This window comes from Streptomyces sp. LN549 (genome assembly GCF_043203805.1).
Taxonomy (GTDB): Bacteria; Actinomycetota; Actinomycetes; order Streptomycetales; family Streptomycetaceae; genus Streptomyces.
The window spans coordinates 7,967,922-7,983,702 of record NZ_JAZHRI010000002.1 but is presented as its reverse complement, the minus strand read 5'-3'; the positions used below and the strand labels follow the sequence as shown (position 1 = coordinate 7,983,702).

Annotated in this window: 10 protein-coding genes; 5 read left to right on the top strand and 5 right to left on the bottom strand. The window is 70.1% G+C overall.

The window, feature by feature from the left end; all coding sequences use genetic code 11:
- The first annotated feature begins 73 nt into the window (after positions 1-73).
- The 4 genes from SH922_RS35505 to SH922_RS35490 are packed head-to-tail and all read left to right on the top strand — an operon-like array spanning position 74 to position 7,315.
- Positions 74-2,320 carry a 1,4-beta-glucanase gene (locus SH922_RS35505; protein WP_393062651.1) on the top strand — a complete coding sequence of 749 codons (2,247 nt, stop codon included), beginning with the start codon at positions 74-76 and terminating at the stop codon, positions 2,318-2,320.
- 15 nt (positions 2,321-2,335) lie between these two features.
- Complete coding sequence (locus SH922_RS35500) at positions 2,336-4,312, top strand: beta-galactosidase (protein WP_393062650.1); 1,977 nt, start codon at positions 2,336-2,338, stop codon at positions 4,310-4,312.
- Complete coding sequence (locus tag SH922_RS35495) at positions 4,309-6,561, top strand: glycoside hydrolase N-terminal domain-containing protein (RefSeq protein WP_393062649.1); 2,253 nt, start codon at positions 4,309-4,311, stop codon at positions 6,559-6,561. The genes SH922_RS35500 and SH922_RS35495 overlap by 4 nt, the downstream gene beginning before the upstream one ends.
- A gap of 40 nt (positions 6,562-6,601) precedes the next feature.
- Positions 6,602-7,315, top strand: coding sequence for a hypothetical protein (locus SH922_RS35490; protein WP_393062648.1), 714 nt, complete (start codon positions 6,602-6,604; stop codon positions 7,313-7,315).
- A gap of 64 nt (positions 7,316-7,379) precedes the next feature.
- On the opposite strand, the gene SH922_RS35485 is transcribed toward SH922_RS35490, so the two are convergent.
- The 5 genes from SH922_RS35485 to SH922_RS35465 all read right to left on the bottom strand — a co-directional run bounded on the left by SH922_RS35485 (position 7,380) and on the right by SH922_RS35465 (position 14,249).
- Positions 7,380-8,387 (bottom strand): LacI family DNA-binding transcriptional regulator, encoded by a 1,008-nt coding sequence (locus tag SH922_RS35485; RefSeq protein ID WP_393062647.1) that lies wholly within the window; start codon positions 8,385-8,387, stop codon positions 7,380-7,382.
- 296 nt (positions 8,388-8,683) lie between these two features.
- The gene (locus SH922_RS35480; protein WP_393062646.1) at positions 8,684-10,786 is read right to left on the bottom strand and encodes a pectinesterase family protein; all 2,103 of its coding nucleotides are present in this window, start codon (positions 10,784-10,786) and stop codon (positions 8,684-8,686) included.
- Between the two features lie 83 nt (positions 10,787-10,869).
- Positions 10,870-12,321: a family 43 glycosylhydrolase gene (locus SH922_RS35475; RefSeq protein WP_393062645.1), complete on the bottom strand. Its 1,452-nt coding sequence runs from the start codon at positions 12,319-12,321 to the stop codon at positions 10,870-10,872.
- Positions 12,303-13,277: an arabinan endo-1,5-alpha-L-arabinosidase gene (locus SH922_RS35470; protein WP_393062644.1), complete on the bottom strand. Its 975-nt coding sequence runs from the start codon at positions 13,275-13,277 to the stop codon at positions 12,303-12,305. The genes SH922_RS35475 and SH922_RS35470 overlap by 19 nt, the downstream gene beginning before the upstream one ends.
- 519 nt (positions 13,278-13,796) lie before the next feature.
- A complete protein-coding gene (locus SH922_RS35465) occupies positions 13,797-14,249 on the bottom strand; it encodes a winged helix-turn-helix transcriptional regulator (protein ID WP_393062643.1) in 453 nt (150 codons plus the stop codon).
- A 97-nt stretch (positions 14,250-14,346) separates the two neighbouring features.
- Between SH922_RS35465 and SH922_RS35460 the strand changes: the two genes are divergently transcribed.
- Entirely contained in the window at positions 14,347-15,636 is a 1,290-nt protein-coding gene (locus SH922_RS35460) for an MFS transporter (RefSeq protein ID WP_393062642.1), read from the top strand.
- Positions 15,637-15,781 lie beyond the last annotated feature (145 nt).

Genomic DNA, 15,781 nt, shown 5'->3' with positions numbered 1-15,781 from the left:
TGTCCCTTTCCTTGCCCTATTCCTTGCCCCATTCCTTGCCCCATTCCTTGTCCTTGTCCGGAAGGTGTTCGCCATGCGCACTTCGTCCGCGCCCACGCCCAGTCGCAGAACGGTGCTCGCGGGAGCGGCCGTTGCCGCGGCCGCAGCAGCCCTGCCGGCCGCGGGCCCCGCCACGGCCGCGTCGAAGCACCACTCGGACGGCGCCGCCGAGCCCCATCGCTGGCGGACCGCCGCGATCGGCGGAACGGGATTCGTCACCGGGGTGCTGTTCCACCCTTCCGTGAAGGGGCTGGCGTACGCCCGCACCGACATCGGCGGCGCCTACCGCTGGGACGAGGCGAAGGCCCGCTGGACCGCGCTCACCGACCACCTCGGCTGGGACGACTGGAACCTGCTCGGCATTGAGGCCCTGGCCGTCGACCCGGCGCACCCGGACCGCCTCTATCTGGCCTGCGGCACGTACGCCCAGTCCTGGGCGAGCCCCGGCGCGGTGCTCCGCTCCGAGGACCGGGGCGCGACCTGGCGGCGGGCAGACCTGACGGTGCGGCTGGGCGCCAACGAGGACGGGCGCGGCGCCGGCGAGCGGCTGCTCGTGGACCCGCGGAACAGCGACACGCTCTGGCTCGGCACCCGGCACGACGGGCTGCTGCGCTCCACCGACCGCGGTGCGTCGTGGGCTCCGGCCGACTTCCCCGCCTCCGCGTCGGCGAGCGGCCAGGGCGTGATGTTCCTCGCCGCCGCGGGCCGGGCGGTGTACGCGGGCTGGGGTGACGGCGGCAGCGCGCTCTACCGTACGGACGGTTCCGGCGGCTGGGAGGCCGTACCCGGACAGCCCTCCGGGAGCGCGGCGACGAAGGTCCCGGTCCGGGCCGCGTACGACGCCCGCGGCCGCGCCCTGTACGTCACCTACGCGGACGCCCCGGGCCCCAACGGACAGTCCGCCGGCTCGGTCCACCGCCTCGACACGGTGACGGACACCTGGAGCGAGGTGACCCCCGTGCAGCCCGACGCCGCGGCCGGTGACGGCTTCGGCTACGGCGGTGTCGCGGTCGACGCGCGCCGCGCCGGCACACTCGTGGTCACCACGAACAACCGCTGGTCGCAGATCGACACGGTGTTCCGCTCCACCGACGCCGGCGCCACCTGGACCTCGCTGAAGGACACCGCGGTCCTCGATGTCGCGGAGACCCCCTATCTGCGCTGGGGCGGGGAGTCGGCCAAGTTCGGCTGGTGGATCCAGGCCGTGGCCGTCGACCCGTTCGACTCGCGGCACATCGTGTACGGGACCGGCGCGACGATCTTCGGGACCCGCGACCTGGTCCACTGGGCCCCGGAGATCCGAGGTCTTGAGGAGTCGTCGGTACGTTTCCTGCTCGCCCCGCCCGCAAAGGGTGCCCGCCTCCTCAGCGGTCTGGGCGACATCGGGGTGATGTACCACGACTCGCTCACCGCCTCCCCGTCCCGCGGCATGGCGTCGAACCCGGTCTTCGGCACGGCCACCGGGCTCGCCCTCGCCGCGCTCAAGCCCTCGTACGTCGTACGGACGGGCTGGCCGTCGGGCTCCACCTCCGCCGGGGCGTCCTCGGACGACGGCGGCAGGACCTGGCAGCCGTTCGCCGCCCAGCCGGAGATCGCCGCCTCCGCCCCCGGGCCTGTCGCGGTCTCCGCCGACGGGTCGGTCCTGCTCTGGTCGTTCGTCCACTGGGACGGCACCAAGTACCCGGCACACCGCTCCACCGACGGCGGGGCGAGCTGGTCCGAGGTCGTCACGTTCCCCAAGGGCGCGGCCCCGGTCGCCGATCCGCTCGACGCGCGGCGCTTCTACGTCTACGACACCGACACCGGAGCGGTCTTCCACTCGGCGGACGGCGGGGCGGCCTTCGCCCGGGGCGCGACCGGACTCCCGTCCGGGGACGTGCAGTTCAAGATGGCGGCGGCCCCCGGACGCAGCGGTGACCTGTGGCTTTCCGCGAAGGACAACGGACTGTTCCGTTCGACGGACGGCGGGCTGACGTTCACGGCGGTGGCGGGCTGCCAGGCCTCGCACGCCCTGGGCTTCGGCAAGGCGGCGCCGGTGAAGGGCCCTGAGCGGCCCGGCGCCGGATACCCGGCCGTCTTCCAGACGGGCAGGGTCTCCGCGACGCATGACGGTGTGGCGGTGCTGCGCTCGGACGACGCGGGCGCCACCTGGATACGGATCAACGACGACTCCCACCAGTGGGGCTGGACCGGCGAAGTGATCACCGGCGACCCCCGTGTCCACGGCCGTGTCTATCTGGGCACCAACGGCCGCGGCATCCAGTACGCAGAACCCCAGTAAGAAACGAGAGACGCCATGCCGTCCCTGCGCGACGCAGCCCGTGGCCGCATCCTCTTCGGAGGCGACTACAACCCCGAGCAGTGGCCCGAGGAGGTGTGGGAGGACGATGCCCGGCTGATGAAGGAGGCCGGCGTCAACTCCGTCACCCTCGGCGTCTTCTCCTGGGCGAAAATCGAACCACGCCCAGGAGCGCGGGAGTTCGGCTGGTTGGACCGGCTGATGGACCTGATGCACGCGCACGGCATCGGCGTCGCCCTCGCCACCCCGACCGCGTCCCCGCCGCCGTGGATGGGGGCACGGCACCCGGAGACCCTGCCGCGCACGGAGGACGGCTCGGTCGTCTGGTACGGCTCGCGCCAGCAGTTCTGCGCGAGCTCCCCCGTCTACCGGCGCTATGCCGCGGCCCTCACCGAGGACCTGGCGGCGCGGTACGCGGACCATCCGGCACTCACCGTGTGGCACATCAACAACGAGTACTGCACCCACTGCTGGTGCGACGAGACCGCCGCCCACTTCCGCCGGTGGCTGCGCAACCGGTACGACACCGTCGACGCGCTCAACGAGGCGTGGGGCACGGCGTTCTGGAGCCAGCGCTACGACTCCTGGACGGAGATCCTGCCGCCACGCAAGGCGCAGTACATGAAGAACCCGGCACAGGTGCTGGACTTCAAGCGGTTCACCTCCGACGCGCTGATGGAGTGCTACGTCGCCGAGCGCGACATCGTCGCCCGGCACACCCCGCACATCCCGGTGACGACGAACTTCATGCCGCTGTGGTCGGGCCAGGACGCCTGGGCCTGGTCGGCGCAGGAGGACATCGTCTCCGTCGACATCTATCCGGACCCCCGGGACCCACAGGGCGGCCAGTACAACGCGATGCTCGCCGACATGACGCGTTCGCAGGCCGCAGGCCCGTGGATGCTGATGGAGCAGGCGGCGGGGCCGGTCAACTGGCGGGGCGTCAACCACCCCAAGCCCGAGGGCCTGAACCGGCTCTGGTCGCTGCAGGCCGTGGCACGCGGCGCCGACGCCGTCTGCTACTTCCAGTGGCGGCAGTCCCGGCAGGGATCGGAGAAGTTCCATTCCGGGATGCTCACCCACGCCGGCGAGCAGGGCCGCACCTTCCGAGAGGTCAAGCGGCTGGGGGCGGAACTCGCCGTGATCGGCCCGGCCGTCGGCGGCGGTGACGTACCCGCCGACGTGGCGATCCTGCACGACTGGGACTCGTGGTGGGCGGGCACGCAGGAGGGCAGGCCGTCCTCGCTGCTGGACTACACCGAGGTCGTGCAGCGCTGGCACGGCGCCCTGTGGGAGAACGGCGTCGCCACGGAGTTCGCCCGCCCCGACGCCGACCTGAGCCGGTTCAAGGCGGTCGCCGTACCCCATCTGTATCTGCTCACCGACGCCTCGATCGACAATCTCGTGGCGTACGCACAGGGCGGCGGGACTCTGGTCTGCGGATTCTTCAGCGGGATCGCGGACGTGGACGACCGCATCAGGCCGGGCGGGATGGACGCACGGCTGCGCGAGCTGTTCGGGATCCGCACGCTGCACGAGTGGTGGCCGCTGGACGCGGGTTCGACCGTGGAGTGCGACGGCTTCAAGGGCACCCTCTGGTCGGAGGAGCTGGAGGCGGCGGAGGGCACCGAGGTGGTGGCCGCGTACCGCGACGGCGAGCTGGCCGGGCTGCCCGCGGTGCTGCGCAGGGGCCGGGCCCGGTACCTGTCGACGCTGCCGGAGCCGGAGGCGCTGCGTGCGCTGCTCGGCGACGTGGTGCGGAAGGCCGGCGTGGAGCCGGTGCTCGCCGGGCTGCCCGCCGGTGTGGAGGCGGTCCGTCGCGGCGGGCTGCTCTTCCTGCTCCACCACGGGCGGGACACCGTCACCGTGGCCGTTCCGGGTGCGCACGAGGAGCTGCTGACAGGCCGGACGGTCGAGGACCGGGTGGAGCTGGGGCGTTACGGTGTGGCCGTGCTGCGGAGCGCCGCGCCATGACCGTCCGCACGCAGATCGACGGCACGTGGGAGCCGCGTCCCGCAGCCCGCTGGGAGGACGCCTTCCTCGGCGGCAACGGCCGGCACGGGGCGATGGTGTACGGGGACCCGGTCGACGACCGGGTCGTCGTCAACCACCACACCCTGGTCCGCCCCAACGGCAGCGAGCACCTCCGTGCCCCCGAACTCGCGGACCGGCTGGACCAGCTGCAGAGCGACCTGCTCACCGGGGACACCACGGCCGCCGAGCGGTTCGGGGCGGGCCGGCCGCTGGTGTGGGTGCAGCCCTTCCATCCGGCGTTCCAGACCAGGATCCGGCCCACGCCCGACTCGTCGTCCGGTTCCGACGGCAACGAGCCGTCCCCGGGCTACCGCCGCACCCTCGACTTCACCACGGGTGAGATCACGGCCGTGTGCGAAGGCCGGCGCAGTCAGGTCTTCGTCTCCCGAGCCGACGATGTGATCGTCCAGCACGTCACCGGCCCCGGACTCGCGGTGGACCTGACCCTGGACCACGCGCTGCCGGGCGCTCCACCGCGCCTCGCCATCGGCCGCAGCACCGTGCTGACGCCGGGCGGCGGCCGCCTTTCCCTGCGGGTGGGCTACCCGGACAGCGAACTCGCCTACACCGGGGTGACCGTGGTCCGGGCGGACGGCGGCAAGGTGTCCGTCTCCGGCGAGGGGATCCGGGTCGAGGGGGCCCGGAGTCTGCTGCTGCTCACCCGGGTGCGGCGCCACGCGGGCAGCCTGGACCTGGCCGCGGAGTGCGCCGCCCTGCCGCGCGACGACTACCCGACGCTGCTGGCCCGGCACCGCGCACTGCACCGCCCGGCCTTCCAGCGGGCCTCCCTGACCCTGGACGCAGATCCGGCCGAACGCGCCCTGCCCGGCAGCGAGCTGGTGCGTCGGCCAAGCAGCCCCGCGCTGCTGGAGCGGTTGTTCGCGGCCGGGCGCTACCACCTGTTCTCGTCCTCCGGAGTTCTGCCGCCCCGGCTGACCGGCCTGTGGACGGGCGACTGGGACACCGCCTGGTCGGGGGCGTTCACGACCAATGCCAACCTCAACCTCCAGATCGCCTCGGCGGCAGCCGCCGCACTTCCCGAGGTGTCCGAGGCGCATGCCTCCCTGGTGTACGGGCAGTTGGCCGACTGGCGGGACAACGCACGGGCACTTTTCGGGGCACGCGGCATCGTCGCGCCGTCCCACACCGACGGCGAGTCCGGCCACACCCGCCACTACCAGCGGGCCTATCCGCTGCACCTGTGGACAGCCGGTGCGGACTGGCTCCTGGAACCGCTGATCGAGCACGCCGAGACGAGCGGGGTGACCGACCCCCGGCTCACCGGAGCGCTGCATGAAACCGCCCTGTTCTACGAGGACTTCCTGACCCGCACCGCGCCCGACGGCACGGTGGCGGTCGTGCCCTCGTACTCACCGGAGAACCGTCCGGCCAACGCCAGCTGGGGGACGGTGAACGCGACGATGGACCTCGCGGCGGCCCGCCACGCGCTCACCGCGTCGGCCGACCGCTCCCCCACCGCTCCGGCCTCCGCACGGCGGCGGGAGCTCGCGGACCGGCTCCCGCGCTACCGGGTCAACGAGGACGGAGCGCTCGCCGAGTGGGCATGGCCGGGCCTGGAGGAGACCTACGACCACCGCCATCTCAGTCACCTCTATCCGGTGTGGCCGCTGGACGCGATCAATCCGTACGACACTCCCGAGCTCTCGGCCGCCGCGCACCGCGCACTGGAACTGCGCGGATCGGAGAACGACTCCGCACACGGACATCTGCACCATGCGCTGATCGCCGCACGCCTCCGGGACGGCATGCGGGCCTCGGCGGCGCTGGACGCCGTGCTGGCTGGCGACTTCTTCCATGACTCGCTGATGAGCGCCCACTATCCGTCCCGCAACGTCTACAACGCGGACGCCGCCCACGCACTGCCCGCGGCGGTCATCGAGTCGCTCGTCCAGTCGACACCGCACCGGCTGGTCCTGCTGCCCGCCCCCCTGGCCGACTGTCCGAGCGGCGAACTGCGCGGTGTGCGCACCAGGTTCGGCGCCGGGCTGGACCTGCGCTGGCATTCCGACGGCACCGCGACCGCGGTGCTGCATCCCACCCGTGACGCCCGGATCGATGTCCGTACGGGCGACGGCAGCACCCTCACCGATTCCTCCGCCGGAATCCCCGCGGCTCCGCTGGAGCTGACGGCCGGCGTGGACCGCGTCCTCGCAATGAGTCCGCGGTAGCGCTCCCCCCACCCCATCCCCCCACCATGGAAGGACAACCATGGCACGACGTACCCGCACCCTCAGCAGGTTCGTACTGGCCCAGGCGACGGCAGTGGCAGCCCTCATCGGCTTCGCCGCCGCTCCCGCCCAGGCCGCGATCTGGTCCTCCTCGGACCAGTGGGGCAACTACACCACCTCCGACGGCTACACCCTCTACAACAACATCTGGGGTTCCGGCGCAGGTGCGCAGTCCATCTGGGCCAACTCATCCAGCAACTGGGGCGTCTGGGCCGACCACCCGAACACGGGCGGCATCAAGTCGTACCCCAACGCCAAGAAGGTCGTCGGCAAGTCCATCACCTCACTGTCGTCGCTCACCAGCAACTACAACGTCACCGTCCCGTCGTCCGGTGCCTACAACACCTCGTACGACATCTGGGACAGCGACTACGACTACGAGGTCATGCTCTGGGTGAACTACAACGGCGCCGTGGGCCCGCTCGGCACCTCGCAGGGAAACGTGACGCTCGGCGGCCACACCTGGACCGTCTACAAGGGCGACAACGGGGCCAACCAGGTCTTCTCGTTCCTGCGCACCTCCGACTCCGCCTCGGGCACGGTGAACATCCTGCCGATCCTGAAGTGGATCAAGGACACCAAGGGCTGGTGGGGCAACGAGACCATCGGTGACGTCCAGTTCGGCTACGAGATCACCTCGTCGTCGGGCGGACTGGACTTCACGACGAACGGATTCAGTGTCTCCTCCAGCTGAGCCGTACGCACAAGGAGCCGGCCCCCATGCGGGGGCCGGCTCGTGCGCGCGTCTGCGTCGGGCGCTACCTCGGGGCCGGCCCGGTACTCTCGCGTACCGTCAACTCGGGTGCCAGCAGCTCGACTTCGTCCGTTCCGCGGCCGGAGAGCTTGGCCACGACCTGCTCGACCGAGCGGCGTCCCATCTCCTGCGCGGGGATGGCGACGGAGGTGAGCCGAACCGAGGCCTGGGAGGCCACCTGCTCGGGACAGATCGCGACCACGGACACGTCCTCCGGCACCGCGCGGCCCTGCTGCCGCAGGAGATTGAGCAGCGGCTCCACCGCCGACTCGTTCTGCACGATGAACCCGGTGGTACCGGGGCGCTCGTCGAAGATCCGCGACAGGGTCTGGGCCATCGCGGGATAGCCGCCCTCACAGGGGCGGTGCAGCACACGTACGCCGGTCTCCTGCGCCTTGGCGCGTATGCCGTCCACCGTGCGCTCGGCGAAGCCGGTGTGCCGCTCGTACACCGCGGCCGCCTCGCCGATCACGGCGACCTCACGGTGGCCGAGGCCGGCGAGGTGGTCCACGCAGAGCGCCCCGGTCGCCTCGAAGTCGAGGTCCACACAGGTCAGCCCGTCGGTGTCGGCGGGCAGCCCGATGAGCACGGCGGCCCGGTCGGTGTCACGCAGCAGCGGCAGCCGTTCGTCGTGGAGTTCGACGTCCATGAGGATCATCGCGTCGGCGAGCGAGCTCCCGGCGATGCGCCGCACCGCGGCGGGGCCCTCCTCCCCGGTGAGGAGCAGGACGTCGTAGCCGTGGGTGCGGGCCGTGGTGGCGACCGCGATGGCGATCTCCATCATCACGGGGACGTACATGTCGGTACGCAGCGGCACCATGAGCGCGATGATGTTCGACCTGCTGCTGGCGAGCGCCCGCGCGCCGGCGTTGGGGTGGTAGCCGAGCTGCTGGATGCTCAGCTCAACCCGCTCCCGGGTGGACACCGAGATGGACCGCTTCCCGCTGAGGACATAGCTCACCGTGCTCGCGGAGACTCCGGCGTGCTGCGCGACCTCGGCAAGGGTGACCATTCAGCTCTCCATCATGGGACGTCGTCGGACACCGGCACGGAAACCGGCCTGCACCGGCAGCTCTGGTCAGCTGTGGCGAAGCGCTTCGACTTCGTCGAGTCTGCCTGTGACATGCCCGGATGAAGTGAGCCTAGACCTGCCCGCACAGGGTGTCCATAGCGCTGTCGAAGCGCTTCGACTCACTGTCCCGCCGGCCCGCCGTCCGGGACCTGCCGTGGCGGCAGCCGTTTCGGCTACCGCCACGATATGCCCGGCCCGCGGCGCGGAACATCAGGGGGACCGGAGGTTGCCGCGGCTCAGGAGGCCGACGGGGTCCAGCTCCCCAGCCAGTCGGCGATCTCCTGCCCGGCCGCCCCTTCGTCGCTGAGCTGCGGCCGGTCGCCGCTCGCCGCCCCGGCGCCCGGCCCGTCGTTGCGGTACTCCGCGAACCGGTCGTCCTTCCAGGAGAATCCGCTCATGTCGGTCCACGGCGCCGGCCGGATCGCAGCGCTCAGCGTGGTGTCGCGGACCGTGGTCATCGGGTCGAGCGCGGCGTCACCACCGGCATGCCAGGGACGCCCGAGGTAGAAGCTCGCCGCGGAGACGTCGCCGCTCACCGTGGAGTCGTTGATGAGGAAGCCCTTGCGGTCGGCAGACGTGCTCGGGGCGGTGATGTATCCCGCTGAGCTGCCGTCCCATCGCTTCTTCAGGGTGATGACCGAGGCGTCGATGACCGCGCTCGCCCGGCCGAAGATGAAGTCGACGTTGCCGACGACATAGGAGTTCCTCATGTAGACACGGCCGAGCCTGTCCTTGGCGGCGGTGTCGAGCAGCAGGGTGTCCTGATCGCCCTCGGTGATGATCGAGTCGAGGAACACCTTGTCGGCCGCGGTGCGCAGCGCGACGGCCTGCAGCCCGCTCATGTCCTGGTGGGCCGCCTCGTCGAAGTCGTTGGCGATGGTGAGGTTGCGGGCCTGGAAGCCGTCCGCCTCGGCGGCGACGGTCGCGCTGCCGCCCGTTCCGTACGTCCCCGACCCGTCGGGCTTCTGCGTACCCGAGGCGTTGTTGTAGACGATGACGGTGCTCTTGCGGCTGGGTCCGGTGCCCTGGAGGGTGACGTTCTGCTTGGTCGAGGGGATCTTCACCAGCTCGCGGTAGGTGCCCGGCGCGATGGCTATGACGACCCGGGCCGTGTTTCCGGCGGGAACCGCGTTCACGGCGGCCTGCACGGTGCCGTACTGACCGCTGCCGTCCTTCGCGACGGTGAGCGTGGTCGCAGCGGCCGCGGTGGTGGTGGATGCCGTCGCGGTCGTGGGGCGCGGGCCTGCGCCCGCCTTCACCAGTGCGGGCACGTCGGCGGCGTTGTCGAGTGTGTAGGCGTAGGAGGCGCGCGGGTCGAAGGACGTCCCGCCGCCGCTCTCGTTGCGTCCGCTCGTCCCTGCGAAGACGCTGCCGCGCTGGACCAGGGTGGCGGTGCTGTCCCGCGTGACGGGGTTCTTCAGGCCCTCGAAGTAGCTGTTCTCCAGGACCATGTTGGTGTGCCCGCGGGCGTAGTTGCCGTAACTGGCCGTGATGTCCGTGCCGGGATCGTCCTGGAGGTAGTTGTTGTACAGGTGGGCGTGGGCCACGTTGTCGGTCGAGGGGTTGCGCTGTTCGGTCTCGTGGAACCAGTTGTGATGGATCGTGATGTCGGCGGTGGTGTTCTCGGTCCAGCCGATGCCGAACGCCTTGTTGTCGTGCTGGAGCCGGTTCCAGGACACGGTGAGGTACGTGGTGTCCTTGCGGCTGTCGATCAGCCCGTCGGCCATGTTCCGCAGGTCGTTGTGGTCGATCCACACATGGTGGGCGCCGTCCATCTGGATGGCGTCCCAGTCGTGGTCCTTGTCGTTCCAGATCCCGGCGTAGGAGTCCCGGATCGTCAGGTTGCGGATGATGACGTTGTGCACTCCCTGGCCGAGGAAGAAGCCGCCGCCGACGATGTGCCCGGAGGTGCCGGAGCCGATGATCGTCTTGTCCGAGGCGACCTTGATCTCCTTGCCCTTGGGATCCATGGTGATGCCCGCCGCGACGACGATGACGTAGGGCTGCGTCGCCGTCGCGTACTTCTCCAGGTCGGCGAGGGTGCGCACGGTCACGGTCTCGCCGTCGCGCCCTCCGTACGTTCCGTCCTGTCCCAGGGCGTCGACCGAGGCGTAGCCGTCGGCCGCCTGGTCCGCCCGGACCGGGGAGGCGGCCGCGGCGGCGGTGCTGCCCGGAGCATCCTGCGCTCCGGGCAGACCGCTCGCCGAGGAGGCGGCGAATCCGGCCGCCAGGGCGGTGGCGACCGCTGTCGCCATGGCCAGTCGTGTTCTGCGGCTGCGGTGGCTGCTGCCTGCCGGCTTGTGGGGGACGTGCTGTGCCGTTCGGCGATCCGCTGTCATGACCTGAACCGTTCCCGTTGAGGAGATGTGGCGTTCAGGTACTGGTTGCCGCCGGTGGCCGCATGGTTGCCACCCGCTCCCGCTCAGGCCGGTTTCAACTGCCATTGCTGGCAGTGGTTGTTCAGCCACGACCACTGGCGCACGTCCGCCCCGTCCGCCGTCGAGCAGTCGGCCACATCGGCGACCTTCCCCGACGCCTGGTTGACGATGCGCACCCAGCCGCCCGCCTCCGTGGTGAGGAATCTGAAGCGCTGGCAGGTGTTGTCCAGCCATGACCACAGCCGCAGATCGGCTCCGTCGGCCGAGGAGCAGTCCGCGGTGTCCAGGACCTTCCCGGTGGCCGCGTTGACGAGCCGGCTGGTGTCGTCGCCCCGGTCCTCGATGCGCCATCGCTGCCGGCTGCCGCCGTTGCACGTGCCCTGGAGGACGTCGGCCCCGTCACCGTCCGAACCGGCGGCCACGTCCATGCACTTGCCGGTGGCCCGGTTGACGACGGTGTAGGCGGTGGGGGTGGCCGCCGTCTCCCCGGCGGGTCCGGCCGCCGTGGTGCCGAGCGCGACGGGTGTGCCGAGATTCGGGGTCCCGTCGGAGTTCCAGGTGAACTTCTGCGCCCTGGTCGTACGCCCGTTGTCGCAGCCGTCCGAGGAAGCGTCGTTGGCGTGGTAGACGATCCAGCTCTCCGATCCGTCGGGGGAGGTGAAGAACCCGTTGTGTCCCGGCCCGTAGACCGCCGCCGAGTCCTTGCGCTGGAAAACGGGATCCCCCTTCTTCGTCCACGAGGACGCAGACAGCGGATCGGAACCGGTGAGCGTGAGCAGCCCGAGCTTGTAGTCGGGGGTCCAGCAGCCGCTCGCGGAGTAGACGAGATACGTCTTCCCACCCCTTTGCAGCACCTCGGGCCCCTCGTTGACCGCGGCGCCGGACTTCTCCCAGTCGTACACGGGCGTGGAGATCGTTGAGAAGGACCCGCCGAGTGTGTACGGGCTCGTCATCGGCGCGATCACCAGGTTCTGGGTTCCGCCGCCGCTCGCGCTGCCGAGGAGATACAGCTTGCCGTTCACGGTGAGCACGCTCGGATCGAGCATCCAGTCGCCGCCCAGCCGGCTCTTGTACGTGTACGGCCCCATCGGGTCCGAACCGGCGCTCTGAAGGACGTGGACCCGCTGGGTCGGGTTGTAGTCGGCGATGTTCTGCCCCGCGACGTAGTACAGGTACCAGCGACCGTCCGAGTAGTGCAGCTCGGGCGCCCAGATGTTGCAGCAGCGGGACGCCGCGTCACCCTGCCAGACCTGCACGCTCGGGGCGGCCGCGAGCCCTGCCAGCGTGGGCGACCTTCGCATGGTGATGACATCGGTCCAACTCGTCGTCACCAGGTAGTAGTTGCCGTCATGGTACGAGATCCAGGGGTCGGCGCCCTTCTGCGCCTTGACCGGGTTGGTGTACGGGCGCCCCTCGGCGGCCGATGCGGGTCCCGGCTGTCCCAGGACCAGCGCGAGAAGGAGGGCGCTCAGCAGGGTCAGTAGGCGACGGGCCATCCGCTGCTCCAGTTCAGGAGGTTGACGCCGAGCTTGGGAGTCCCGTTGTCCTGGCCGTCGTAGTAGTGGTAGACGAGCAGATCGCCGTCGGAGTCGGCCAGCACCGACTGCCCGCCGGGGCCGATGTAGCGGCCGTGCGACTCCAGCACCGTCGTACCGCCGTTGCTCAGCATGTCCACGCCATTGCGGTCGTAGTACGGCCCCGTCACGCTCGTGGCGCGGCCGACCTTGATCTTGTACGTGGAGCTGGTGCCCGCGCAGCAGGTGTCGTACGAGGCGAACAGATAGTAGTAGCCGTTCCGCTTCAACACGGACGGCGCCTCGATAGCCTTCGTCCCGGTGGGGCGGGAAGCCAGTGAGCGGCGAGCGGTGTCCCCCGCGTACTGCTTGCCGGTCGACGGGTCGATCCGGATCATCTTGATCCCGGTCCACCAGGAGCCGAGGGACAGCCACCACTTCCCGTCGTCGTCCACGAAGAGGTTGGGGTCGATGGCGTTGTAGTCGCTCGACGAACCCGAGGTGTACACCTTGCCGTAGTCGGTCCAGCTGCCCGGCTGCCCGGTGGTGGAGGCGGCCAGCCCGATGGCCGAGGTGTTCGACCCGAAGGACGAGACCGCGTAGTACATCAGGTACTTGCCGCCGTGGTACGAGATGTCCGGCGCCCAGGGATCGGACGCCGAGGAGTAGGTGGTCCACCAGCTCGGCGGGGTGCTGAACGCCGATCCGGAGCGGCCGAAGGCGGTCCGGTCGGTGGAGGTGCGCAGCTGGAGGTTGTCGCCGGTCGAGTAGAGGAGGTACTGGCCCGACGAGGTCCGGACCATCGAGGGGTCGTGGACGACGATGTCGCCGGTGACGGTACCGGGGTTGGGGTAGGCGGAGGCGCTGCCCGGCACGAGGGCCAGGAGAAGCGCGGCGGGGAGGACCGCGAGGATCCTTCTGCGGGTGGTGCGGCTCATGAGGGGACCTCCTGCGTTCGGGTACGGGAGGAGCGTGGGCTCGTACAGCAGTTGCCACGGAGAAGCATGTGGTTGCCATGGGCATGCCACCATTTGAGGAAATCCAGTGACTCGGCATGACTTTGCAGAGCGTTCGATATTTCGAATGACGCTCGTAACTTCGAACGGGACCGTAGAGTCGAACGGCTCCTGCGTCAACGGATCGCGCACGCCCGCGCCAAGAAGCGAGCGCACTGTCATGAGCGGGGGCCGCACAGCCTTGCAGCTCGCTCGCGGGCGGACTCGCCGCCGAACCCTGGATGCCGCCGGCCGCCCGCTCGCCGCCCCGGGAACGGCTCAACGGCAGGAGCGGGCCTCGTCCCCGCGCAGCCTCGCGTTCCGCACCACGGAACGGCTACGCCACGGCGATCCGCACCCGCACCGCGTCGACGGAGGAGGCGGAGCAACGGGCTGCCGGTTCCCCCACCCGGCCGCGGACCATCGACAGGCGGTGAGTCGGCACCGTCTCCCCGACTCGGATCACTGGGTGGAGACCTTGTGGACGGTGGTGTCGTCGGGGTCCAGCAGTCGCCCGTCCGCCGACCGGACTTCCAGTGCGCGAAGGGGATGTCCCTGCCGGCTGTCGACCATCCGGGAGCGCGGTTCGCCGGGGGCGAAGAAATTCTGTTCACCCCACTGCCGCAGCGCCACGATGACGGGGAAGAGGGCTTTGCCCTTCGGGGTCAGTACGTACTCGCGGTAGGCGCTGCCGTCCGAAGCGGGGACGGACTCGAGGACACCGCCGGCGACCAGGGCGCGCAGGCGCGCGGTGAGGATGTTCTTCGCCACGCCGAGGCCGCGCTGGAACTCCCCGAAGCGACGGCTCCCGTCGAAGGCGTCCCGCACGATCAGAAGAGACCACCAGTCGCCGATCGCGTCCACTGACCGCGCGACGGGACAGTCGCTGTCGTCGAAGCGCGTTCTTGTCACCATGCCGTCCTCCACTCTCAAGCTAGTTGCAAGATGCTACCAACAAAGCTACGGTCCCGATCGGTAGCAAGTTGAAACCATGCTTGAGGAGGGGTGCTGAATGCTCGGCAACCGTGAGGCTGCGACATCGGAGGCCGCGGCCCGGAGCGGCGGAGGTTCCGGGTTCGTCCTGTCCCGGGGCGTCGTCATACTGTTCGCCGTCGCCTGTGGAACCGCGGTGGCCAACGTCTACTTCGCCCAGCCGCTCCTGGTGACCGTGGGCCACGACCTCGCCATGAGCCCGGCACTTGTCGGCGGGATCGTCACCCTCACGCATGTCGGATACGGACTCGGACTCTTCTTCCTCGTACCGCTGGGCGACATGGCCGACCGCAGACGGCTCGTCGTGGCCCAGTTGCTCCTCCTGGTGGTGGCGCTGCTGGCGGTCGCCACCGCCCACACCGCGGCGATCCTCCTCGCGGGCATGGCCGGGATGGGGCTTCTCGCGGTGGTCACGCAGACGCTGGTGGCCTTCGCGGCGTCACTGGCCCCTCCTGCCCGGCGCGGACGCGTCGTCGGCCTGGTGACCAGCGGCGTGGTCGTCGGGATTCTGCTCGCCCGCACCGCATCCGGTCTCATGGCCGATCTCGCGGGCTGGCGGTCCGTCTACCTCGCTTCAGCGTCGCTCACCGCTCTGCTCGCCCTGGTCCTGCACCGAGTGCTGCCTCGCCGCGACGTTGTCCCACCGGCGTCCCTGCGATACGGACAGCTCCTGCGCTCCACGATCACCCTGTTCGCACGGGAACGGCTTCTGCGGCTCCGAGCCGTGCTCGGCCTGCTGATCTTCGCAGCCTTCAGCACCCTGTGGAGCAGCATCGCGCTACCGCTCAGCGAGCCCCCGTTCTCCCTTTCCCACACCGAGATCGGGGCATTGGGGCTGGTCGGAGCCGCAGGCGCCCTGGCCGCGACCATGGCTGGCCGCTTGAACGACCGCGGACTCTCCCAGCGGACCACCGGCATCGCATTGGCGCTGCTCGCTGCCTCGTGGATGCCCCTGGCATTCACCCGCAGCTCGCTCTGGGCCCTGGTCGTCGGCGTGATCCTCCTCGATCTCGCCGTGCAGGCGGTCCACGTCACCAACCAGACCCTGATCTATGCGCTGCACCCCGACGCGGGCAGCCGGCTGATCGGCGGATACATGGTCTTCTACTCGATCGGCAGCGCCACCGGCGCCATCGCCGCGACCTCCCTCTATTCGGTGGCCGGCTGGGGTGCCGTATGCACCCTGGGTGCCGCAATCAGCTGCCTCGCGTTTGCGCTCTGGGCGCTCACGCGACACAGCACCCCGGACCCCACCACCAAGGCCGCCGACTGCGGCAGTTCCTTGACTGTCGATGCATCGACAGATTGATGAGAAAGACCGGAAAGCGGCAGGGTGCGGCCGGACCGGCATCCGATCATGCCCATAGAACGGCGTCAGAGACAGGTCGGAGGACTGAATCACCGCCGTTTGCGGCTGGTGACACGGTTCTCACCAGCACGCCGTACGGAGAACG

What these genes read in the sequence shown, in the direction of transcription:
- SH922_RS35485 (WP_393062647.1), bottom strand. Translation starts at nt 8,387, where the DNA reads ATGGTCACCCTTGCCGAGGTCGCGCAGCACGCCGGAGTCTCCGCGAGC.
- SH922_RS35480 (WP_393062646.1), bottom strand. Translation starts at nt 10,786, where the DNA reads ATGACAGCGGATCGCCGAACGGCACAGCACGTCCCCCACAAGCCGGCA.
- SH922_RS35470 (WP_393062644.1), bottom strand. Translation starts at nt 13,277, where the DNA reads ATGAGCCGCACCACCCGCAGAAGGATCCTCGCGGTCCTCCCCGCCGCG.
- SH922_RS35465 (WP_393062643.1), bottom strand. Translation starts at nt 14,249, where the DNA reads ATGGTGACAAGAACGCGCTTCGACGACAGCGACTGTCCCGTCGCGCGG.
- SH922_RS35500 (WP_393062650.1), top strand. Translation starts at nt 2,336, where the DNA reads ATGCCGTCCCTGCGCGACGCAGCCCGTGGCCGCATCCTCTTCGGAGGC.
- SH922_RS35460 (WP_393062642.1), top strand. Translation starts at nt 14,347, where the DNA reads ATGCTCGGCAACCGTGAGGCTGCGACATCGGAGGCCGCGGCCCGGAGC.
- SH922_RS35490 (WP_393062648.1), top strand. Translation starts at nt 6,602, where the DNA reads ATGGCACGACGTACCCGCACCCTCAGCAGGTTCGTACTGGCCCAGGCG.
- SH922_RS35505 (WP_393062651.1), top strand. Translation starts at nt 74, where the DNA reads ATGCGCACTTCGTCCGCGCCCACGCCCAGTCGCAGAACGGTGCTCGCG.
- SH922_RS35475 (WP_393062645.1), bottom strand. Translation starts at nt 12,321, where the DNA reads ATGGCCCGTCGCCTACTGACCCTGCTGAGCGCCCTCCTTCTCGCGCTG.
- SH922_RS35495 (WP_393062649.1), top strand. Translation starts at nt 4,309, where the DNA reads ATGACCGTCCGCACGCAGATCGACGGCACGTGGGAGCCGCGTCCCGCA.